Genomic DNA, 22,150 nt, shown 5'->3' with positions numbered 1-22,150 from the left:
CCCCTGCATATTTGTTTGTATATCATATTCAATAATTAAGACAAATATGACCTCAAAGCGTTTTGAAAATATAGATTAAAGAATGGATGTTATAGTTAAATCAGGTGCTGCAGATAAATCAATAAATTTATCTTTGCAACGTATAACCGGTCTGCTTAAACTTCTGTCGTTAATGAGTACAACTTCACCTGTCTCGCCATTTGAAAGTTTGACATTGTTGTGAATGTATGATGATGCAACATTTTTAAAGAATGGAAGTGCAAACTTAGGATCAAGTGTTGAAAAACACTCTTGTTCCATAAGATGTATAACTGTAAAAGGACATACAGCACTTCTGTAAACTCTGTCTGATGTCATTGCGTCATAAATGTCGGCAATTGCAATTATTTTTGCAAAATCAGGAATCTTTTCGCTTGTAAGTCCAAAAGGATAGCCTGTACCATCACATTTTTCATGATGAAGCAGACACGCTTCTTTAACTCTTGAGTCGATATCTTTATCTTTTATAATATCATAACCTTCGTTTACATGGGCTTTCATAACCTCAAATTCAGTAGGTGTAAGCTTGCCTGGTTTTTCAAGAATTTTCCTAGGAATACGGACTTTGCCTATATCATGCAAAAGACCACACAGTGTAAGAACATGCACATCTTCTTCGGAATAACCGAGCCATTCACCTATAATAGATGCAACAAGTGCAACATTTACGCTATGGGCATAAGTAAGGTCATCAAACTGGCGTAAACTGTGCAGCATATCAAACATCTGAAGTTTGTTTGAATATGTATTCATGAGAGAAAGGGGATAAGTAAGAAGTTCATCCACGTCAACATCTGCATTACGGTTTACAATATCATTTAACTGTGATTTTAAATCAGAAATTCCTTCATTGTATTCTTTACAGAAAGCTTTGAATTCTTTACTGTTTCTTACCTTTTCGTAATATGTAGAATTGTCATTCTCGACAGGTCTTACAGGTTCGGTGTAATCTTTATCAATAATCTCAATTTCAAGAATGTGGTTTGCAGAAATCTTTGCAATCATATCCATATCAAGCTTTGTGCCTGATGCAGCAATAAGAGAGCCATCGCTGTTAAGGACATCTTTAGAAAGAGTCATTCCGTCATCGGCATCAAAAATAAACACTGTCTTTGTATGTATGTTATTAGATGATGAATTATTGTCTGACATAATTAAAATACTCCCGTTTAGATATAAAATAATATCGACATTTAAATATGATTTTATTATAGAAAAAATGGGGCAAATTGTCAATTTTATAAAATAAAATATATTTCGATGAAAACACTTGACTAGTAAGTATTAATTGTGTAATATTCATTTGATATAAAAATATAACGAGTGAGTATCATGTAGCGGTATGCTTTATGATATTACATCCCTTATTTAGAGTGGCGGAGACACATAGGGTCTGTGAAGCCCGGCAACCCCGTAGGCAATGGCAGTGATTTGATGATTGAGCAGTTGCAAGGAAGGTGCCAACCTGAGCGAAGATATCCGGATTATACCGGAAGTTCGAACAATAAGAGGATTTCGAGTCTTGATGATTGCGGGTCCTTTTACGAGGGCTCTTTTTTTCGTTATGTTTTAATTAATGTAACCACATATACAATTAATTTTTATGAAGAAAGGAATTATTATGGAAAGAAGATTATTTACATCAGAATCTGTTACTGAAGGACATCCTGATAAAATCTGTGACCAGGTATCAGATGCAATACTTGACGCTTTATATGAGCAGGACCCATATTCAAGAGTAGCCTGCGAGACACTTACAAATACAGGATTTGTAATGGTTATGGGTGAGATTACAACAAAGGCAAATATCGACATTCCTCAGATTGTACGTAACACAGTTACAACAATCGGATATGACAGCTCAGAAAAGGGATTTGACGGAAATACATGTGCAGTTATGGTTGCACTTGACAAGCAGTCTGCAGATATTGCAATGGGTGTTGATAAAGCACTTGAAGCAAAAAATGGTGAAGAAGATGACGCTGCGATTGATGCAATCGGTGCCGGTGACCAGGGCATGATGTTTGGTTATGCAACTAATGAGACACCGGAATATATGCCATATTCAGCTGCACTTGCACAGAAACTTGCAAGACAGCTTACAGCTGTAAGAAAGAACGGACCTCTTTCATATTTAAGACCTGACGGAAAGACACAGGTTACTGTAGAATATGATGAAAATAACAAACCAGTCAAGCTTGATGCTATTGTTGTTTCTTCACAGCATGCACCTGAAATTTCACAGGAACAGATTCATGAAGATATCAAGAAATATGTAATTGATGCGGTTGTTGATCCTGCAATGATAGACGAAAATACAAAGATTTTCATTAATCCTACAGGAAGATTCGTAATCGGCGGACCTAACGGCGACAGCGGTCTTACAGGACGTAAGATTATCGTTGATACTTACGGCGGTGTTGCAAGGCACGGCGGCGGAGCTTTCTCAGGAAAGGACTGCACAAAGGTTGACCGTTCGGCAGCTTATGCAGCACGTTATGTTGCAAAGAATATCGTTGCAGCAGGAATAGCTGACAGATGCGAAATCCAGCTCTCATATGCAATTGGTGTTGCACATCCTACATCAATCATGGTTGATACATTTGGAACCGGCAAGCTTTCAGAAGATAAGATTGTTGAGCTTATAAGAGAAAACTTTGATTTAAGACCGGCAGGAATTATCAAGATGCTTGATTTAAGACGTCCTATCTACAAGCAGACTGCAGCTTATGGTCATTTTGGTCGTCCGGATCTTGATCTTCCATGGGAAAAGACAGATAAAGCAGAATTATTAAAAAAATATTTATAAAAACAATTGTAAAATAACATTACGGTAATGTATAATAATAAGAGCCGGATGTGGGACAGACTTCCTGCATCCGGCTCTTATCAGTTTATTTAAGGAGATTTTGATGGAAGGGTATTATACAATTGAGAGATGGCTGGCATTCTTTTTTATATACAGCTTTCTCGGGTGGTGCATTGAATCAACTATAGTTTCTGTGAGCAAAAGAAAGCTTACAAACAGAGGATTTTTAAAAGGTCCTATGCTTCCATTATATGGTTTTGGGGCTTTGACAATTATAATTTCGACACTGATGGTTGCTGATAATGCAGTTCTTGTATATATATGCGGCATGATTGCGGCTACTGCACTTGAATACGTAACAGGTGCTGCAATGGAAGCTATATTTAATATGAAATATTGGGATTACAGTGACAAAAAGTTTAACATTCATGGATATATATGCCTGAAATCATCGCTTTTCTGGGGGTTTTTGTCAGTTGTGCTTGTTATGGTAATCCATGTGCCTATAGCAGAATTTATTGATTCACTTGATATAAGAATTCTTACGGCAGTTTTGCTGGTTATAATTGTGATTGCTGCGACCGATACAGTATTTGCATTTAAGAAAGCACTTGATTACCAGAAGCTTCTTGCTTATGAGTCTATGATAAAGAAAGAACTTTCAGAAATATCAGAAAGACTTGCGGAAGCAAAAGAAGCATTTACGGAAAAGGCAACTGCAAAGCAGATAGAATATTTTTCTAATCAGGAGCAGAAAGTTGAAAGACTTCGTCTTGAACTTGACGCTGCAAAGGAGAAAGCCGGTAAACTTCACAAATCACTCTTAAAGAGCTTCCCATCTGCTTCATCTAAGAGGTTTGGCGAGGCGTTTGAAGAGATTAAGAAGTATGTAAGCACTAAGAAACAGTAAAGATATTAAAAAAAATTATAAATTTATTTAAAATAAGTCTTTTAAATTTTTTTTTTATTGTATATAATGATATTTAGGCATAAAATCTTTATTGCGTGGTACTTTGGCAGTGGTTTGTGTCGGAAGATTTATGGATGATTGGATATTGAACAGCTTAGTACAAAGTGAAAGGAGTAATTTCATGCTGTCAACAGATATAGGAATTGATTTGGGAACAGCCAGTATTCTGGTTTATATAAAAGGAAAAGGTGTTGTGTTAAAGGAACCTTCAGTTGTTGCTTTTGACAGAGATACTAATAAGATAAAGGCCATTGGTGAAGAGGCACGTCTCATGCTTGGACGTACACCAGGTAATATTGTTGCCGTAAGACCTCTTCGTCAGGGTGTTATTTCAGATTATACAGTAACAGAGAAGATGCTCAAGTATTTTATTCAGAAAGCTATAGGCAGAAGAATGTTAAAGAAGCCTAGAATCAGTGTTTGCGTACCTTCAGGTGTAACTGAGGTTGAAAAGAAAGCCGTTGAGGATGCAACACTTCAGGCAGGAGCAAGAGAAGTTGCAATTATTGAAGAGCCGATAGCAGCAGCAATCGGTGCCGGAATTGATATTTCAAGACCATGTGGTAATATGATTGTTGATATCGGTGGCGGTACTACAGATATAGCAGTTATCTCACTCGGAGGTACTGTTGTAAGTACATCTATTAAGATTGCAGGTGATGATTTTGATGAAGCACTTGTAAGATACATGAGAAAGAAACACAATCTTCTTATCGGTGAGAGAACAGCCGAAGATATTAAGATAAAGATTGGTTCAGCATACCCAAGAGCAGAAGTTACTACTATGAATGTTAGAGGACGTAATCTTGTAACAGGTCTTCCTAAGACAGTAGAAGTGACATCAGAAGAGACAGAAGAAGCATTGAGAGAGGCAACTTCACAGATTGTTGAAGCAGTTCACAGTGTCCTTGAAAAGACACCTCCGGAACTTGCATCAGATATAGCCGACAGAGGAATTGTTCTTACAGGCGGTGGAAGTCTTCTTTCAGGACTTGAAGATTTAATTGAGGCAAAGACAGGTATTAATACAGTTACTGCTGAGGATCCAATGACAGCAGTTGCAATCGGTACAGGTAAGTTCATAGAATTCCTTGCCGGTTACAGAGATGAGAACTAAAAATATCAGGATGGAGGTCAGGTTATGGTAAGAGGCTTATATACTGCCTATACAGGAATGGTAAACAGCCAGCACAGACTTGATGTTGTATCCAACAATCTGGCGAATGCTACAACGACAGGATATAAAAAGGAAGGATGCACAACGCAGTCTTTTGATGCTGTTTATGGCATTAAGATTAAAGATGCGACAGTGGGTCATGTAAATCAGAATATCGGCAAGCTTTCGCTTGGAGCAAAAATCGGTGAAACGTATCGTAATTGGGAGCAGGGTTCTTTTGTTACAACAGATAATACATACGATTTTGCATTGTCAGGAAAGGGATTCTTTACGATTTCCTTTACAAACAAAGCCGGGGAGACATCAACGATGTATACCAGGGATGGGTCTTTTCAGATGAACGCAGATGGTTATCTGGTTACCAAGGATGGTGATTATGTGTTGGGAGAGAGCGGTGAGCCGATTGTTCTTCCGACAGATGCAACTAATATAGCAGTAGAACCTACAGGAGAGATATATGCTGATAATGAGTATGTAGATTCATTTCTTCTTACAGATTTTGAAGATTATAATTATCTCGAAATGTATGGTGAGAATCTTTATCGTGCCATAGATGGTGCAACACAGGCAGATGAGGTTACTGCAACAGTTAATCAGGGATTTAAAGAAGCATCTAATATCAATGTTGTTTCAGAGATGGTTGAGATGATTAGTATCGCAAGAGAGTATGAGAGCGGTCAGAAGGTCATCAATGCCATGGATGAGATGATGAGTAAGATGGTATCAATTTCTGAGTTATAAGTTTAGATGAAAGGTAGACAGAATGGTAAGATCATTATATTCAGCTGCATCAGGAATGATGGCACAGCAGACAAATGTTGATGTAATTGCAAACAATCTTGCAAATGTTAATACAATAGGATATAAGTCACAGAGTGCTGAATTCAAGTCACTTTTATATCAGGATTTACAGGCTAAGACAACTTCTGCTAATGGAGAAAATAAGCCGGTAAGTGCACAGGTTGGACTTGGTTCAAGAATATCATCAATAACATCACATTACACACAGGGTTCAGCAAATGCAACGGATGGTACAACAGATTTCCTTATAAACGGAATGGGATTTTTTGCAATAGAAAATATTGATGGAAATGTATATTATACAAGAAATGGTAATTTCTTCTTATCGGTAGATACTGAGGGAACGGTTCTTTGTACTGCAGAAGGTTATCCGGTTCTTAGTTCAGAGGGACAGCCTATTGTTCTTGACCCACAGTATCAGTCAACTAAGATTACAGTTGATGGAGACGGTAATATATGTTATCCTGACGAATCTAACAATGCACAGCCTATTGGAATAAAGATTGGATTATATCAGTTTCCTAATCCTTCAGGACTTACAAAGGTTGGTAATTCATATCTTGCAGAAAGTGATGCATCAGGCGTAGCAATCAATGAAGAGGATGGAGTTGTAAGCAAGAGTAAATTAAAGCAGGGTTATCTTGAAAGCTCTAATGTTAATGTGGCTACAGAGATGGTTAATCTTATAACAGCACAGAGGGCTTATGAGCTTTGTTCAAAGGCTATTACAACATCTGATACAATGATGGAACAGGCAAACAACTTGAAGAGATAATAAGCGGCAGGGAGAATTATTATGGATAATATTATCAGTAATGTTAATTCCATTTATACTAATGGAACATATGCATCCGGTACAGGTAATTCACTTGAAGATAAAATAAATAATAAAGATTTGTCAAAAGCAACAGATGATGAACTCATGGAAGTCTGCAAAGATTTCGAGAGTTATTTCTTAGAACAGATGTTAAAGTCAATGGTAAAGATGACAAAAGTTGACGGTGATACGGATGATAGTAATCTGTATTCGTCACTTTTTGGAATGACTGATAATTCTGATTCGGGAATGAGTACACTTTCAAGTTATTTTGGTGATGAGATAGTTCAGCAGGTAGCTGACAAGATGACAGAGTCTAATGGTGGAAAAGGTCTTGGACTTGCACAGCAGCTTTACGAACAGATGAAGAGAAACTACGGAGTTAGTGAGGTATAATTATTTTGGAATATGAAGCTGTAAAATACGTTGAGGGATTTGTTGAAAATATTATTTTCCGCAATGAAGATAACGGATATACGGTGTTTGATATTACATATAATGGTGAAGAAGTAACCTGCGTTGGTGTATTAAGTTACATCAGTGCAGGTGAATTTATAGCCGCACAGGGTGAATTTGTCAAACATCCCGTGTATTACATGCAATTTAAAATAAAATCATATGAATTCAGGGCGCCTGACGATGCAAAATCGGTGAAGCGTTATCTTAGTTCCGGTGCGATTAAAGGCATTGGCGAAAAAATGGCCGAAAATATTGTGAATAAATTCGGTGATGATACATTCCGCATTATGGAAGAAGAACCGGAACGTCTTGCTGAGATTAAAGGAATCAGCATCAAAAAGGCAATGGATATTGCCGCACAGCTTATGGACAAAAGAGATGTGCGTCGTGCAATGATGTTTATGCAGGAGTTTGGCATAAGCATGAAGTTGGCTAACAAAATTTACACAAAATACGGACAAAACATATATACAATTCTAAAAGAAAATCCTTACCGTCTTGCTGATGATATTGATGGTATAGGCTTTAAAATTGCAGATGAAATAGCAGCAAAAGCCGGAATAAAAGTGGATTCGGCATTTAGAATTAAAAGCGGAATTTTTTACGTTTTATGTCAGGCAGCAGGGCAGGGACATGTATATCTTCCATTGGATGAGCTTGAAAGCTATGTTAAATCGCTTCTTTTGATAGAGTTTGATAATATGGAAAGTTATATAATGGACCTTGCGGTAGATAAAAAAGTTGTTGTAAAACAGAGTGGCGACAGAAAGCTTGTATACGCTGCGATTTATTATTATATGGAAACGTCTGTTGCAAGAAAACTGTGCGATTTGGATATAAGCTATTCATGTAACGATGAGGAGATGGAAGAATCAATTGAAAAAATTGAACAGCGTCTTAATATTGAGCTTGATGAAATTCAAAAAGAGGCAGTGAAAAAGACTGTTCAAAATGGCCTTGTCGTTATAACAGGTGGTCCGGGAACCGGAAAAACAACAACAATAAATACCATAATCCGATATTTCCAGATGGAAGGGCTTGATATAAGGCTTGCAGCACCGACAGGAAGGGCAGCCAAAAGAATGAGTGAAACCTGTGGAATGGAAGCCCAGACAATACACAGACTGCTTGAGATAAGCGGAGGACCGCAGGAAGATTCCAATGGAAGTTCATTTGCAACTAATTTTGACAGAAATGAAGAAAATCCGCTTGAGACAGATGCTATTATAGTCGATGAAATGTCAATGGTTGATATAAGCATAATGAATTCGCTTTTAAAGGCAGTTGCGGTAGGAACAAGACTTATTCTTGTTGGCGATACCGACCAGCTGCCGAGTGTCGGTGCCGGAAATGTATTAAAAGATATAATAGCATCAGGATGTTTTCCGGTTGTAAGGCTTGAAAAGATTTTCCGACAGGCAGCCGAGAGTGAAATAGTTATAAATGCACATAAAATAAATAAAGGTGAGCCGGTCGTTCTTAATAAATACAGTAAAGATTTTCTTTTTGTAAGACGCGAAACACCTGATGAGATAATAGCTGCAATATGTACACTCGTAAAGAAAAAACTGCCGGATTATGTCGGTGCGGGAATTAATGAAATACAGATACTTACGCCATCTAAAAAATCTGCAACAGGTTCATTAAGACTCAATAAAATCATGCAGGAGTATCTCAATCCGCCACAGGCAGGAAAACAGGAAAAAGTGTATGGCGAAGTCACATTCCGTGAGGGAGATAAAGTTATGCAGATTAAAAATAATTACCAGACGGAATGGGAAAAGAAGAGTAAATACGGAGTGACATACGATGCCGGAAGCGGAGTATTTAACGGTGATACAGGAATAATTACAGAGATTAATACATTCATGGAGCAGATGACTGTAAAGTTTGATGATGAGCGTATTGTGAAATATGATTTTAAACAGCTTGAAGAGCTGGAACTTGCATATGCAATTACGGTACATAAATCGCAGGGAAGTGAATATCCAGCGGTTGTTATTCCGATGTATCCCGGCCCAAGGATGCTTATGAACAAAAATCTTTTGTATACAGCGGTTACAAGGGCAAGAAAATGTGTATGTATGGTTGGAAATGAAAACTGCTTTCATCAGATGGCACAAAATGAGTCTGAACAGAGACGTTATTCGTCTTTAGATGAAAGAATAAAAGAAATATATGAATTGGATAATGTGGTTTAAATGAAAGGGGTAAAAGCATAAATATTCTGGAAAAATTTTGTGGAAAAGCACTGGACTTCATATATCCGCCAGCGTGTCCCATATGTGGGATACCATTGCCGGCGGGATTAAGACAACAGGGAATATGCAGGGAGTGTGTTAAAAAAATTGTGTATATCGGCGATGAAAGCTGCCTGAAATGTGGAAAACCATTAGATGTTGATGACAAAGAATACTGCCACGACTGTGCAAAGACAAAACATATATTTGACAGATCGGCGGCTGTTTTTTCGTATTCAGACGGATTAAAGCAGTCAATATACAGGTTTAAATATAAAGGATGCCGGGAATATGGAAAGTGGTATGCCACGCAGATGGCTGACAAGCTGGGAATGCTTATAAAAATATGGTCGCCTGATGTGATTGTTCCTGTTCCTATGTATGCAAAAAAACAGCGTGCAAGAGGGTACAATCAGGCAGAAATTATTGCGTGTGAACTTGGAAAAATTATACATGTCACGGTTAACACACAGTTTCTTAAAAGAAATAAAAATACAGTTCCGATGAAAGAAATTTCGGGACATGACAGGAGTAAAAATCTTGAAAATGCTTTTATTGCGGACAAAAATGTTGTAAAATATAAGAAAATACTATTGGTAGACGATATATATACTACAGGTGCAACGCTTGATGCGTGTGCTGCGGTATTAAAAAAATACGGGGTAGAAAAGGTATATGGTGCATGCCTTTGTATTGGAAGAGGAATGTCCTAAGAGGTAATGTTGCGATATGCAATATCTGGTATAGGATATTTCCGGTAAAATAACAGCGGTTTGGCGTGATGCCGGAACAGGAGGAAAATTATGGATGTAAGAAATTGTAGAGGATGCGGAAGATTATATAACTATATCGGTGGTTCATATAGGAATCTCTGCCCTGACTGCGTAAGAAAGTTAGAGGAAAAGTTTGATATTGTAAAGGACTATATAGAGGAAAACCATTCGGCAACGATGAATCAGATTTCAGAAGACTGCGATGTGAGTGTAAGACAGCTTGAAAAGTGGGTTCGTGAAGAGAGACTCTGCTTTGCAGATGATTCCCCAATAGGTATTCCATGTGAAAATTGTGGAAAGACAATAAAATCTGGAAGATATTGCGAGGCTTGTAAGAACACGCTTGCAAACCAGCTTGGCAGCATGTATGCCATAAATTACGAAGAAGATGATGAAAAAGATAAGAACTCAAGAGCGAGAATGCGTTATCTTGACAGAAAATAAAAACGTAATTTAAAAAGTTGATTTTTGCTGTTAAGAAAAATAAAATAAACGCCGATACATTTCACATAAGATAAAAGAAAGAGAGGCGGTTAGCATGCGTATAGATGCATATAATGCGGTAAGCCAGATTTACAAGTCGAGCACAAAAGTGAATACTGCTAAGAAAACATCAGGCAGTTCTGAGTTCAGTGATAAACTTGAAATTTCAAATGCGGCTAAAAGCTATCAGACAGCAAAGTCAGCAGTTAATGCGGCAGAAGATGTCCGGATGGATAAAGTAGAAGCCCTCAGGGCACAGTTTGCAAACAGAACATATAATGTCAGTTCAGAAGATGTGGCTGATAAGATAATTGCAGATGCAGAAACATTAGTATTTTAGGCGGTGGAATTAGATGGCGAGTTTGATAGAGACACTTATAGATGTGTTGGATAAAGAAAATACAGAATATCAGGGCCTTTTGAAGCTTTCCGAAGAAAAGACCACCGCCATTGTTAATGGCAATGTTGAAAGATTACAGGAAATTCTTGGACTTGAGCAAAGAAGCATTGATAAGATTAATAAACTTGATGCTTTCAGGGATGAGAATGTGGGAGATATATGCAATGTTCTTAATATTCCTAGAAAAGGAATAAAGATTGAGAATATTGTAGATATGTTGTCAGGACAGCCCAAAGATGCAAAAGCTCTTACGGATGTTCATATGAAACTGAAAAGAACACTTGATCAGTTGATGAAAGTTAATGAGAATAATAAGATGTTATTGCAGGAGTCGATGGATATGATTGAATTTGAGCTTAATCTTGCAAAGAATTCAAAGGTTGCACCACAGACGGGTAATTATAGTAAAGGTGCATACGAGCAGAATAATTCATATCCTACGGCAGGAGGATTTGACGCCAAGCAGTAACGGATTAATATAAATTTATAAAGATTATTTCAAAAGCTGCTTTGCAGCTTTCTTAATTTATGTGGGCAGTAAGCCAGAGTCATTACTTGTATGGGAATGAGAATTTGGCGGATACTGCAGTTCTATATACTCACGGATGAGTATATGCCCGGCTTACGGATAAGCAATACCGGCAGGAGGATATTTATGGCTAATGGAATGGCGAGTCTGTTTGTTGGTGCATCAGGCCTAAAATCAGCACAGACAGCATTAAATACAACGGCACACAACCTTTCTAATATCAATACAGAGGGTTATACAAGACAGCAGATTGCATTCAGGGATACACACTATCTTAGAATCGGTGGAAGCTATGCTTCACCTTCAGCATCTGTATACGGACTTGGTGTTGGGATAAGCGAAATCAGAAGAATAAGAGACGAATTTATAGATAAAGCATATCGGACAGAAAACGGCCGGCTTGGTTATTACTCAAACCAGTACAAGGCTATTGAAGAAGTTGAAGACCAGTTTGGAGAACTTCAGGGCGTAACATTTCAGGACGCATTGAACAATCTGTATACGGCAATTAATGAACTTAGTAAAGAACCAGCAAGTACTGTAAAGCGTTCTTCACTCATACAGAATGCGTCAGCACTTGTGACAAGGTCTGATGCAATTTATTCAGGACTTAAAGATTATCAGGAAACTCTTAACATAGATGTTGCCAATGCAATTAACAAAATCAATGCTTATGGTGAGAAGATTTTTTCACTGAATAAGCAGATTGCAAAGATTGAAGGTACAGGTGTTGAGAATGCCAACGATTTGAGAGACCAGAGAGATAAAGCACTTGATGAACTCAGTGAGTATATTGATATTTCATATTATGAAGTGCAGGGTGGAGAGATATATGTAAATGCCGGTGGAGTTCCATTTGTGACAATGTCGTCATATACGCAGATGTCATCAAGAACGAATGATGATTCGACATTACTTATTCCGACATGGCCGGCATTTGAAAGAGATGTATATCCGGAGACAGAATTGTATTCTGCATTGACAGATAAAGACAAGGGCGGACTTAAAGGCATACTTCTTGCAAGAGGAAGCATTGAAGTCGATTATACAGATATACCGGTAAAGCCTGATAAAGCTGATTATGATCTTACAACAGCGGACGGAAAAGCGGCCTATGATAAAGATTATGCAAAATATCAGGAGAAGCAGGAATATTATAATAAGTACATAGAACCATCGGTTATCCTTAGTGCTCTTGCGGGCGTTGATAAGCTTATGAACGGTATTGTGACAAAGATAAATGATGTTCTTTGCCCGGAGAAAGACATGAAGCTTACAACAGCTTTGACAGATGAAAATGGCAACGAAATTATGCCAAACAGCTACAGTTATACTGTTTCAGATGCTGTTTTATATGATAAATATAAAAATGAAGTAAAAGGTTTTGATAACGGCGACGGAACATACAGCTACGAATCATCAGAGCCTCTTTATACCGATAAAGATTTAAAAAATAAGGCTGACGTAACATCATACAATTATACTGTGCTTGACATGGATAAGACAGATTATGGCATGGATGAAGATAAGACAGTCGGCACAGAAATCTTTGGAAGACTTAATACAAAGCGTTATATAAAGATGAAAGATGCCAATGGTAATGACATGTATGTTCATAATAACCAGAATGAAAAAGGCGACCGTTCAGAATATAAGCTTGGAAATATAATTATGAATTCTGATGCAGAACAGGATATAGCAAAGATTCCAATGACAACGCTTCAGGGAAAAGAAGATATGGCTAAGGGTCAGGAACTTATTGATGCATGGAACGGTGATTTCGCATCAATAAATCCGCAGATGTATGCTGTTGGCAATTTCAGCACATATTACAATAACTTTATCGGAGAATTCTCGACAGTAGGAAAAGTCCTTTATAATTATGTAGACCACCAGCAGACAATGGTTGACGGATACGATGACCAGAGACTTCAGTCAGAAGGCGTTGCATCAGATGAAGAACTTGAAAAAATGATAAAATACCAGCAGGCATACAATGCCTCATCAAGATATGTCAATGTAATAAGCGAGATGCTTGAACATATAGTTACAGCACTTGGTTCATGATAATGGCGGAAAGGAAAAAGTGAGAATATGGCATCAACATTTTTTGGATTAACAATCGCATATTCAGGATTACAGGCGGCAAATACGTCATTAACAATAACAGGCCACAATGTATCTAATATTAATACAAAAGGATACACAAAACAGCAGGCAGGTACACAGGCAGCGGATGCTTTAAGAACACATACAACATACGGTGCTATCGGTTCCGGTGTTGTTGTTACAGAAATAAGTCAGATACGAGACAGTTACTATGATGTAAAATACCGTAATAATATGGCAAATTACGGTCAGTATTCAGTAAAAGAAAGTTATATGGGACAGATTGAAGATTATCTTGATGAGTTTACACTCAACGGATATTCACAGGAATACAAAAATTTCTTTTCTGCCGTAAACCAGCTTACAATTACACCTGGAGATACATCAGCTAAGAACCAGCTTATCAATAATGCAAAGAGCCTTGCAGATTATTTTAACACACTTACAACAAATTTAAGAAATGTTCAGGCTGATGCAAATAACGAGATAAAAGATGCTGTCCAGCAGATTAATTCATATGCAAAAAATATAGCTGCACTTAACAGACAGATTAACCAGATTGAAGCAAATTATGGTAATGCAAATGATCTGCGTGATAAGAGAAATGCCATGATTGATGAACTTTCAGAGATTGTCAATCTTGATACATCAGAAGAAGATATGGGAAATAATGTATCTAATTTTTCAGTAAGAATCAACGGACAGACATTAGTTTCATCATACAGCTATAATACACTTGAAACGGTTGCAAGAACTGATAAAAAGAATTACTCAGACGCAGAAGGCCTTTATGATGTACAGTGGAATTCAGGACAGAAGTTTGATATGTACAGCACATCTTTAAGCGGACATTTAAAAGGTCTAATAGATATAAGAGATGGTAATAATGGTGAGCATGAAAATATAGAAACTGATGATGATGGTAACAATGTTACTGATTCAGATGGCAATCTTGTGCTTACGACAGCACCGGCGGCAGATAAGACAGTTTCATATAAAGGTGTTCCTTATTATCAGGCACAGCTCAATGAATTTGCAAAAATTTTCTCTGATGCAGTTAATAAGATAATGAAGTCAGGTTACACGTCTGATGGAAGCAGCAAGGGAATTTCATTATTTGTAACGCAGCCAAATACAACAGTAATGTCAGCAGGAAATATAACAGTTAATCCTCAACTTCTTAAAAATGCTGATTTGCTTGCAATTAAAAAAGAGCAGAATGACGGTGAGTCAGACGCAAAGATAATGGAAGAATTAAATAAGCTTCAGAGCGAAAAGATATTTGCAGGCGGCACAGGCTCGTATTTCCTTGAAAGTATTGTCAGTGATATGTCAATTGATTCACAGAAGGCTGTTAATCTGTATAAGAATTATACTGATTTGAAGACAAGCATACATAACCAGAGACTTTCAATAATGGGTGTTGATACAGATGAAGAAGCTATGGATATGATAAAGTACCAGCAGGCTTATAATCTTAACTCAAAGATGATGTCAGTCATGAACCAGATTTATGACAAGCTTATCAATCAGACTGGAATATAAAAGAAAGGAAGCGGCATAGATGAGAATAACTAATCAGATGATGGTCAACAGTACGATGGCCAATATCCAGGTAAATAAAAAACAGGTAAATACGCTTGAAACACAGCTTTCTACGCAGAAAAAAATCAATAAGCCGTCTGAGGATCCTGTAATTGCAATCAGAGCCTTACGTCTTCGTTCAAGCCTTGAACAGGTTACACAGTATCTTAATAAAAATATTCCTGATGCTGATTCGTGGCTCAAGACAACAGAGGGGGCTGTAGACGAAGCTGTATCAGTAATAACAGACCTTTATGCTTATTGTGAACAGGGTGCGACAGACTCATATTCACCTTCAGAAAGAAGTACATTGGCAGAGAGCCTTAATAAACTTCGCGATGCATACTATGCGGAAGGTGATGTTGAATATGCCGGAAGATATCTCTTTTCAGGTTATATGACAGATACACCGCTCACATATCAGTCAGATGAGACAGCAGCTAAAGCTGATTTTACAATAACACAGGAGTTTACAAGAGAAAACATAGAATTAAAGACAGTATATACAAATGCTTATTCTAATGATGATATTCTTAATCTTAATGTTAAGACAGATGCAGCGACAGGAAATGTTATAACACCTAATGTTGCAGATGTTCATAGAGTAAGAATCGGATATACAAAAGTTTCTGATGCAGGCACGTTTGAAATCAAGTTAAATGACGGAACTACAATTGCGGCAGCAGCTGTTAATGATTCCAATTATCAGCCGGGAGATGATGAGGCAGCATTTAATGCAGCGACAGGTGAGATTCTTCTTGGAGAAAATGTATATAAGCAGTTATATGCTTCTGACGGATTTTCATTTACATACAGAAAAGATAACTTTGCAAAAGGTGATTTGAATCCTGTAATGTATTATGACTGTGTTGACAACAATCCTGATAATGCAGGTGTTGTATATACAAAGAAAACAGAAGATATTGAATATAATATCAACTTCTCACAGAAGTTAAAAGTTAATACAGAAGCCAACGAAGTATTTAATATGTATCTGGGAAGAGATATTGATGATTTGATTACATCAGTAAATAATGTTATTGATATTGAAGCACAGCTTGAAAAAGTTGAGGGAATGTTAAAACAGGATATTTACAGTGATAAAGATTCACAGAGCAAGTTGAATTCTATAAAGGAAGGTCTTACAAAGCAGAATGAACTTGCAAAAGAAGAGATGAAAAACCGCTTTGAGTATTGTGTCGGTACAATGCAGGGTTATCAGGAACAGGCATCGCTCGCAAAAGCAGATGCAGGTAACAGAATGACAAGACTTAATCTTACAAAGAGCAGACTTACAGAACAGAAAACGAACTTTACAAATCTCAAATCAGAAAATGAAGATATTGACCTTGAAGAAGTTGTAGTTGGATATTCTGCAGCACAGCTTGTATACAATGCTTCTCTTACAGCGGCAAGCAAAGTAATACAGCAGACATTGCTTGATTTCTTATAAAATTAAGGAAAGGTTTGATTTAGCATGAAAATACAGACAAAATGGTTTGGGGAAATTGATACAACAGAAGATAAAATAATAACATTTGAAAAAGGAATAATAGGATTTGAAGATTTCAAAAAGTTCACGATAGTTGTTGATGCCGAAAAGGAATCAGAAAATACAATAATGTGGCTTCAGTCAGCAGAAGAACCTTCGCTTGCACTTCCTATTATCAAACCGGAAATTGTAAAAGAAGATTACGATCCTATAGTGGAAGATGAACTTATAAAATCACTTGGTGAAGATATAGAAAATGCATATCTTGCCGTGTATGTCACAATAACAGTTCCATCGGACCTTACAAAGATGACATGCAATCTTAAAGCACCAATAATAGTAAATATGGATACAATGAAAGGAACGCAGCTCATTGCCGGTAATGAAGATTATCAGGTTAGATTTCCTATTTACGATATACTTGATGCAAAAAAACAGAAGGATGGTGAGTAGGATGCTGGCATTATCAAGAAAAAAAGATGAGGCAGTTATTATCAATGACGACATAGAGATTACTATAATCGAGATAAAAGGCGACCAGGTTAAAATCGGTATATCAGCACCAAAATCAGTTCCAATCTATAGAAAAGAAGTATATATGCAGATTCAGAATGCCAACAAGGAGGCGGCACAGTCTGTAGATATAAAAAATATCAAAGAGTTGTTTGCAAAAAAATAGAAAAACGGGTTAATTATAAAACTCATTTTTCCGATATACAACGTAGCACATAGGAAAATATGATATTATCTATCACACGGAGGTGGATTTAAGATGGGAATGGAATCAATAAGCAGAGTTACAGCAGCACAGAGTTATCAGGCAAACACAGCTGCAAGCCAGCCGGCACCTGTAACTAATGTAGAGACATCTGATGCCGTAGCACAGGATAAGCAGACAGAAGTAAAGTCAAGCCAGCAGTCAGATAACACGGGCAGCAGCCAGACATCTGACAATTCAGAGAAAAATGCGGCAACAATGAAAGACATGAGCGAGATTAATAAGATTATTAACCGCAATACTGTTGCTGAATTCGGCTATAATGAGCCAACTAACAGAATAACAATTAAAATTAAAGACAGGGATACAGATGAAGTTATAAGAGAGATTCCATCTGAAAAGGCATTAAAGATGCTCGAAAAAGCGTGGGAGATAGCCGGAATTCTTGTTGATGAGAAGAGATAAGTATACAATGATTGTTTAAGCACACGGAGGTGCAGATAGGAGTATAATATGCCAATAAGATTATCAGGATTATCATCAGGTCTTGATACTGAATCACTCGTAAGTGCTTTGGTATCATCATATACATTACAGAAGGATAACCTTGTAAAAGCACAAACAAAACTTTCATGGAAGCAGGAAAGCTGGAAGACTATGAATAAAAGTATTTACAGCTTTTACACAGGAAAATTGTCTTCTATGAGATTTTCAAAAAATTATAATTTAAAAACAGCCACAGTTTCAAACAGTTCATATGCCAAAGTTACAGCAAGTTCTTCTGCTGTAAATGGTACACAGACACTTAAAGTCAATAAGCTTGCAGCCACAGGATATCTTACAGGCGGCGAAATAAGCGGAACTGATGACAACGGCAAAGATGCTAAGCTTAGTGGAAGCTCTAAACTCAGCAATGTTAAAGGAATTGGAGATTTGTCAGATGGCAAAGTGACAGTAACTGTTGATGGTAAGACAAGAGATATTGCGGTATCAGGTGATATGACAATTAATAAGTTTGTCACAGAATTAAAGGAAGCAGGTCTTAATGCAAACTTTGATTCAGAAAACCAGAGATTCTTTATCAGTGCAGCAAAGTCAGGTGAAAGCCATGATTTTTCAATAGTTTCTAATAATCAGAATGGTCTTAATGCACTTAAAGGACTTGGAATATATACAACAAAAGACAGCAATGGTAATCTTTCAGCTGATATGGCTGAATATACAAAGTGGGCTAATTATAGCACAGATGAACTTGATGCTATCAAGCAGTCTGCATATGAAAGCAAGAAAATCAATTATGCTGACCGGGCAAAATCATATGCTGATAAGTACAATGCAGCTAAAAAAGTTATAGATACTATGGAAGCTGACGATACATGGGCTGGTATTGATAATGCAAAAGCAAAGTTGTCAAAAGAACAGACAGATTTTACTGATAAATATAAAGATTACGTTAAAAAAGATGATGATGGCAACGATGTAAAAGACAGCAGTGGCAATCTTGTATATGATACAGATAAGCTTGAAAAAGATGGCAAGCTTACAGAATATAATGCTGAAAAGAAATCAATTGATGCGTTAAATAATAATATTACAACATATGAGACTAATAAAAAAACAATGGAAGATACAGCTTCATATGTTACAATAAAAGATGACGGAAGTGCAGCTGCTGCAACGGCAGCTGATACAGATACATCAGCATATAATAAGATTGTCGCGGAAGTTGATACAGATAATGCAAAGATTAAGTCTGACTCAGATGCTGCAATAGATGCAAAGGCAGCATTTGCAAAGCAGATAGTAAGCTCATCAGGTGATGATTCAACAGGTGCGGTAAGAATTACAGGCAGCGATTCAGAGATTGTATTAAATGGTGCAACATTTAAGAATAATACTAATAATTTTTCAATTAATGGTCTTACAATCCAGGCAACAGCACTTACAGGCAATGAAACAGTATCAATTACAACGGATACAGATATAGATGGTATCTATAAGCAGATTAAAGATTTCTTCAAAGATTATAATGAATTGATTAAGGCTATGGATACAGCTTACAATGCAGATAGTTCCAAGGGCTACGAACCTCTTACAAGCGATGAAAAAGAGGCGATGACAGATGATGAAGTCAAAGAGTGGGAGAAGAAGATTAAAGATTCTCTTTTAAGAAAAGATTCAACGCTTGGCAATGCATCTACAGCTATGAAGACGATTATGTCATCATCAATCAGCATTAATGGTAAGAGCTATTCATTAGCTAACTTTGGTATTAAGACACAGGGGTATTTCAGTTCAGGTACTAATGAAAAAGGTGTATTCCATATAGATGGTAATTCAGACGATTCAGTTTCATCAGCTAATGAAGATAAGTTAAAAGCTGCACTTGCAAGTGACCCTGATACAACAATATCATTCTTCTCACAGCTTGCATCAAATCTTTACAGCGATTTGACGAAGAGAATGTCATCTACAAGTATGAGAAGTATCTATACAATATACAATGACAAGCAGATGGCTACAGAGTATTCAACATATACAACTAAGATTTCTGATAAAGAGACAGAGATAAGTACATGGGAAGATTATTATTACAATAAATTCTCTAAGATGGAGTCTGCACTTGCTAAGCTTAATCAGACACAGTCTTCACTTTCAGGATATTTCTCTTAAAAATAATTAGTTTATATGTCTGCACAAAATCTGGTTGTGCAGGCATATGGACGTTAAAGAAAGGTACAGGTTACTAAGGGATGGCATTTAATCAGGCAAATCAGGCATATGCAGAATATAACAGAAATAAAGTTCTTACGGCATCACCGGCGGAACTTACGCTTCTTTTATATGAGGGAGCTATAAAATTCTGCAATATTGCAATTATAGGCTTGGAACAAAATGATATGGAGAAAGTTCATAACAATATCATAAAGGTAGAAAATATAATAGAAGAATTTCAGGCGACGCTTAATCATAAATATCCGGTTGCAGAAGATTTTGATAAGATATATAAGTATATATATAATCTTTTAGTTGAGGCTAACATTAAAAAAGATAAAGAGCTTCTTGAACAGGCATTAAATGAACTTCGAGGCATGCGTGATACATGGAAAGAAGTAATGGCAAAAGCAAAGCAGGGTTAATTACTAAGGCGGTGAATCATGGAAACAGAAAATTATGTTCAGATGATGACAGACAGCCTGATAATGAAAAAAGATATACTTGAAAAAGTTATAGTGCTAAGCGAAGCACAAAATGGTATATTGGCTGCAGCAGAATTTGATGAGAAAGCTTTCCGCGAAAATATTGATGAGAAAGCAGAACTCATAGATAAGATAGAAAGACTTGATGACGGATTTAATTCACTTTTTGCAAGAGTTAAGGAAACTCTTGACGGACATAAAGATGAATACAAATCAGAAATAACCGATATCAAAGAACTGATTAAAAGTGTAACTGAGCTTGCAGTGCGGGTTCAGGCACAGGAGGCAAGAAATAAAGTTCTTGCTGAAAACAGATTTGCCCAGATGAGAAAAGAAGTTTCAAATGCGAAGAGAAACACTCAGGCGGCAAGTACATATTATAACAGCATGAACAAGCTGAATTTTGAGCCACATCTTATGGATCAAAAAAAATAAAAAAAGATTATATTCGGGGGTAAAGTTTAAAACAGAATCACCGATATAATATATAACAGGTTATTAAATAAATAACCTAAACAAAATAATATTAGTGGCAGGGACGCCACTGTAAATTCAAGGAGGAAACAATTATGGTAGTACAGCACAATTTATCAGCAATGAACACTAGCAGACAGATGAACAGTGTATCAAGTGCAATGTCAAAGTCAACAGAAAAGTTATCATCAGGTTACAAGATTAACCGTGCAGGTGATGATGCAGCTGGTCTTTCAATTTCAGAAAAGATGAGAAGCCAGATTAGAGGTCTTAACAAGGCTGCTTCAAATGCACAGGATGGTATCTCTCTTGTACAGGTAGCAGAAGGTGCTCTTAATGAGACACATTCAATCTTACAGAGAATGAACGAACTCGCTACACAGGCAGCTAACGATACTAATACATCTGTTGATAGAACAGCTATCAAGGCTGAGATTGATCAGCTTACAAGCGAAATTGATAGAATCCAGTCTACAACACAGTTCAACTCAATGAACCTCTTAGACGGTACATTCTCATCAAAGCAGCTTAAGCTTCAGGTTGGTGCTTTAAAGGGTCAGTCAATTGGTGTATCAATTGCAAAGATGAGTGCTTCAAAGCTTCAGCTTACAGCAGCTAACATGAAGGTATCATCATTCTCAGCAGCTGGTACAGCAATGAAGACAATTCAGGATGCTATCAAGACAGTATCTGAGACACGTTCAAAACTCGGTGCTATCCAGAACAGACTTGAGCACACAATTAACAACCTTAACACAACAAGTGAGAATACACAGGCAGCTGAATCACGTATCCGTGATACAGATATGGCTAGTGAAATGGTTGAGTACAGCAAGAACAATATCCTTGCTCAGGCAGGTCAGTCAATGCTTGCACAGGCTAACCAGCAGACACAGGGTGTTCTTTCACTCCTCGGCTAATTATAAGCACTACTATAATAAAAAAACCGTTGCCGCAAGGCAGCGGTTTTTTTATGCAAAAAAATTAAAAAATTTAAATTTAGGGGTTAAGGAATAAAAAAAATCTCCGATATATAATACAAATGAGTGATTAATAGTTAATAGGATTAATAGAAT

General features: G+C 37.0%; 22 protein-coding genes and 1 riboswitch. Of the genes, 21 read left to right on the top strand and 1 reads right to left on the bottom strand.

The genetic code is table 11. From position 1 onward, the window contains the following. Window positions 1–75: 75 nt before the first annotated feature. Window positions 76–1,191, bottom strand: a complete 1,116-nt coding sequence (locus WMO38_RS07725; RefSeq protein WP_349162078.1) for an HD-GYP domain-containing protein — start codon at window positions 1,189–1,191, stop codon at window positions 76–78. A 209-nt stretch (window positions 1,192–1,400) separates the two neighbouring features. Beyond that, window positions 1,401–1,550: riboswitch (SAM riboswitch) on the top strand. A gap of 110 nt (window positions 1,551–1,660) precedes the next feature. Here WMO38_RS07725 and metK point away from each other — a divergent pair. From metK to WMO38_RS07620, 21 genes are all read left to right on the top strand, one after another. Beyond that, window positions 1,661–2,848 carry a methionine adenosyltransferase gene (gene metK, locus WMO38_RS07720; RefSeq protein WP_349162077.1) on the top strand — a complete coding sequence of 396 codons (1,188 nt, stop codon included), beginning with the start codon at window positions 1,661–1,663 and terminating at the stop codon, window positions 2,846–2,848. A 103-nt stretch (window positions 2,849–2,951) separates the two neighbouring features. After that, complete coding sequence (locus tag WMO38_RS07715) at window positions 2,952–3,758, top strand: putative ABC transporter permease (protein ID WP_021866352.1); 807 nt, start codon at window positions 2,952–2,954, stop codon at window positions 3,756–3,758. A gap of 181 nt (window positions 3,759–3,939) precedes the next feature. Beyond that, on the top strand, window positions 3,940–4,935 hold the full coding sequence (locus WMO38_RS07710) for a rod shape-determining protein (RefSeq protein ID WP_021866353.1): 996 nt from the start codon (window positions 3,940–3,942) through the stop codon (window positions 4,933–4,935). 24 nt (window positions 4,936–4,959) lie between these two features. Further along, entirely contained in the window at window positions 4,960–5,736 is a 777-nt protein-coding gene (locus WMO38_RS07705; protein ID WP_021866354.1) for a flagellar hook-basal body protein, read from the top strand. Window positions 5,737–5,758: 22 nt separating this feature from the next. Beyond that, window positions 5,759–6,571, top strand: coding sequence for a flagellar hook-basal body protein (locus tag WMO38_RS07700; protein ID WP_021866355.1), 813 nt, complete (start codon window positions 5,759–5,761; stop codon window positions 6,569–6,571). 21 nt (window positions 6,572–6,592) lie between these two features. Then, on the top strand, window positions 6,593–7,009 hold the full coding sequence (locus WMO38_RS07695; protein WP_021866356.1) for a hypothetical protein: 417 nt from the start codon (window positions 6,593–6,595) through the stop codon (window positions 7,007–7,009). 5 nt (window positions 7,010–7,014) lie between these two features. Further along, window positions 7,015–9,273 carry an SF1B family DNA helicase RecD2 gene (gene recD2, locus WMO38_RS07690; protein ID WP_349162075.1) on the top strand — a complete coding sequence of 753 codons (2,259 nt, stop codon included), beginning with the start codon at window positions 7,015–7,017 and terminating at the stop codon, window positions 9,271–9,273. Window positions 9,274–9,290: 17 nt separating this feature from the next. Further along, window positions 9,291–10,025 (top strand): double zinc ribbon domain-containing protein, encoded by a 735-nt coding sequence (locus tag WMO38_RS07685; protein WP_349162099.1) that lies wholly within the window; start codon window positions 9,291–9,293, stop codon window positions 10,023–10,025. A 90-nt stretch (window positions 10,026–10,115) separates the two neighbouring features. Further along, window positions 10,116–10,529, top strand: coding sequence for a hypothetical protein (locus tag WMO38_RS07680; protein WP_021866359.1), 414 nt, complete (start codon window positions 10,116–10,118; stop codon window positions 10,527–10,529). A 94-nt stretch (window positions 10,530–10,623) separates the two neighbouring features. Then, window positions 10,624–10,908, top strand: a complete 285-nt coding sequence (gene flgM, locus WMO38_RS07675) for a flagellar biosynthesis anti-sigma factor FlgM (protein ID WP_021866360.1) — start codon at window positions 10,624–10,626, stop codon at window positions 10,906–10,908. A gap of 13 nt (window positions 10,909–10,921) precedes the next feature. Continuing rightward, entirely contained in the window at window positions 10,922–11,437 is a 516-nt protein-coding gene (locus tag WMO38_RS07670; protein ID WP_349162074.1) for a flagellar protein FlgN, read from the top strand. 186 nt (window positions 11,438–11,623) lie between these two features. Further along, window positions 11,624–13,564, top strand: a complete 1,941-nt coding sequence (flgK, locus tag WMO38_RS07665) for a flagellar hook-associated protein FlgK (protein WP_349162073.1) — start codon at window positions 11,624–11,626, stop codon at window positions 13,562–13,564. A 27-nt stretch (window positions 13,565–13,591) separates the two neighbouring features. Further along, entirely contained in the window at window positions 13,592–15,151 is a 1,560-nt protein-coding gene (flgK, locus tag WMO38_RS07660) for a flagellar hook-associated protein FlgK (protein ID WP_349162072.1), read from the top strand. Between the two features lie 19 nt (window positions 15,152–15,170). Next, on the top strand, window positions 15,171–16,643 hold the full coding sequence (flgL, locus tag WMO38_RS07655; protein ID WP_021866364.1) for a flagellar hook-associated protein FlgL: 1,473 nt from the start codon (window positions 15,171–15,173) through the stop codon (window positions 16,641–16,643). Between the two features lie 24 nt (window positions 16,644–16,667). Continuing rightward, window positions 16,668–17,135, top strand: a complete 468-nt coding sequence (gene fliW / locus WMO38_RS07650; RefSeq protein WP_021866365.1) for a flagellar assembly protein FliW — start codon at window positions 16,668–16,670, stop codon at window positions 17,133–17,135. Between the two features lies 1 nt (window position 17,136). Next, window positions 17,137–17,361 carry a carbon storage regulator CsrA gene (gene csrA / locus WMO38_RS07645; protein WP_349162070.1) on the top strand — a complete coding sequence of 75 codons (225 nt, stop codon included), beginning with the start codon at window positions 17,137–17,139 and terminating at the stop codon, window positions 17,359–17,361. 93 nt (window positions 17,362–17,454) lie between these two features. Continuing rightward, a complete protein-coding gene (locus tag WMO38_RS07640; RefSeq protein WP_021866367.1) occupies window positions 17,455–17,865 on the top strand; it encodes a flagellar protein FlaG in 411 nt (136 codons plus the stop codon). Between the two features lie 48 nt (window positions 17,866–17,913). Next, window positions 17,914–20,073, top strand: a complete 2,160-nt coding sequence (gene fliD, locus WMO38_RS07635; protein WP_349162069.1) for a flagellar filament capping protein FliD — start codon at window positions 17,914–17,916, stop codon at window positions 20,071–20,073. An 80-nt stretch (window positions 20,074–20,153) separates the two neighbouring features. Beyond that, window positions 20,154–20,540: a flagellar export chaperone FliS gene (gene fliS / locus WMO38_RS07630; protein ID WP_186837252.1), complete on the top strand. Its 387-nt coding sequence runs from the start codon at window positions 20,154–20,156 to the stop codon at window positions 20,538–20,540. Window positions 20,541–20,558: 18 nt separating this feature from the next. Beyond that, window positions 20,559–21,035, top strand: coding sequence for a flagellar export chaperone FlgN (flgN, locus tag WMO38_RS07625; protein ID WP_349162068.1), 477 nt, complete (start codon window positions 20,559–20,561; stop codon window positions 21,033–21,035). 134 nt (window positions 21,036–21,169) lie between these two features. Continuing rightward, the gene (locus WMO38_RS07620) at window positions 21,170–21,994 is read left to right on the top strand and encodes a flagellin N-terminal helical domain-containing protein (protein WP_349162066.1); all 825 of its coding nucleotides are present in this window, start codon (window positions 21,170–21,172) and stop codon (window positions 21,992–21,994) included. Window positions 21,995–22,150 lie beyond the last annotated feature (156 nt).

The sequence above is a fragment of the Lachnospira hominis (ex Hitch et al. 2025) genome (assembly GCF_040096395.1).
Lineage (GTDB): Bacteria > Bacillota > Clostridia > Lachnospirales > Lachnospiraceae > Lachnospira > Lachnospira hominis.
The sequence above is the reverse complement of the archived record's forward strand: the minus strand, read 5'-3'. Positions and strand labels throughout refer to the sequence as shown.

Excerpts from the sequence above, each read along its gene's own strand:
- flgK (WP_349162073.1), top strand. The coding sequence starts at position 11,624 with ATGGCTAATGGAATGGCGAGTCTGTTTGTTGGTGCATCAGGCCTAAAA.
- fliW (WP_021866365.1), top strand. The coding sequence starts at position 16,668 with ATGAAAATACAGACAAAATGGTTTGGGGAAATTGATACAACAGAAGAT.
- fliS (WP_186837252.1), top strand. The coding sequence starts at position 20,154 with ATGGCATTTAATCAGGCAAATCAGGCATATGCAGAATATAACAGAAAT.
- csrA (WP_349162070.1), top strand. The coding sequence starts at position 17,137 with ATGCTGGCATTATCAAGAAAAAAAGATGAGGCAGTTATTATCAATGAC.
- fliD (WP_349162069.1), top strand. The coding sequence starts at position 17,914 with ATGCCAATAAGATTATCAGGATTATCATCAGGTCTTGATACTGAATCA.
- WMO38_RS07710 (WP_021866353.1), top strand. The coding sequence starts at position 3,940 with ATGCTGTCAACAGATATAGGAATTGATTTGGGAACAGCCAGTATTCTG.
- flgN (WP_349162068.1), top strand. The coding sequence starts at position 20,559 with ATGGAAACAGAAAATTATGTTCAGATGATGACAGACAGCCTGATAATG.
- flgL (WP_021866364.1), top strand. The coding sequence starts at position 15,171 with ATGAGAATAACTAATCAGATGATGGTCAACAGTACGATGGCCAATATC.
- WMO38_RS07705 (WP_021866354.1), top strand. The coding sequence starts at position 4,960 with ATGGTAAGAGGCTTATATACTGCCTATACAGGAATGGTAAACAGCCAG.
- WMO38_RS07620 (WP_349162066.1), top strand. The coding sequence starts at position 21,170 with ATGGTAGTACAGCACAATTTATCAGCAATGAACACTAGCAGACAGATG.
- WMO38_RS07640 (WP_021866367.1), top strand. The coding sequence starts at position 17,455 with ATGGGAATGGAATCAATAAGCAGAGTTACAGCAGCACAGAGTTATCAG.
- flgM (WP_021866360.1), top strand. The coding sequence starts at position 10,624 with ATGCGTATAGATGCATATAATGCGGTAAGCCAGATTTACAAGTCGAGC.
- WMO38_RS07715 (WP_021866352.1), top strand. The coding sequence starts at position 2,952 with ATGGAAGGGTATTATACAATTGAGAGATGGCTGGCATTCTTTTTTATA.
- WMO38_RS07670 (WP_349162074.1), top strand. The coding sequence starts at position 10,922 with ATGGCGAGTTTGATAGAGACACTTATAGATGTGTTGGATAAAGAAAAT.
- WMO38_RS07695 (WP_021866356.1), top strand. The coding sequence starts at position 6,593 with ATGGATAATATTATCAGTAATGTTAATTCCATTTATACTAATGGAACA.
- WMO38_RS07680 (WP_021866359.1), top strand. The coding sequence starts at position 10,116 with ATGGATGTAAGAAATTGTAGAGGATGCGGAAGATTATATAACTATATC.
- WMO38_RS07725 (WP_349162078.1), bottom strand. The coding sequence starts at position 1,191 with ATGTCAGACAATAATTCATCATCTAATAACATACATACAAAGACAGTG.
- flgK (WP_349162072.1), top strand. The coding sequence starts at position 13,592 with ATGGCATCAACATTTTTTGGATTAACAATCGCATATTCAGGATTACAG.
- metK (WP_349162077.1), top strand. The coding sequence starts at position 1,661 with ATGGAAAGAAGATTATTTACATCAGAATCTGTTACTGAAGGACATCCT.
- WMO38_RS07700 (WP_021866355.1), top strand. The coding sequence starts at position 5,759 with ATGGTAAGATCATTATATTCAGCTGCATCAGGAATGATGGCACAGCAG.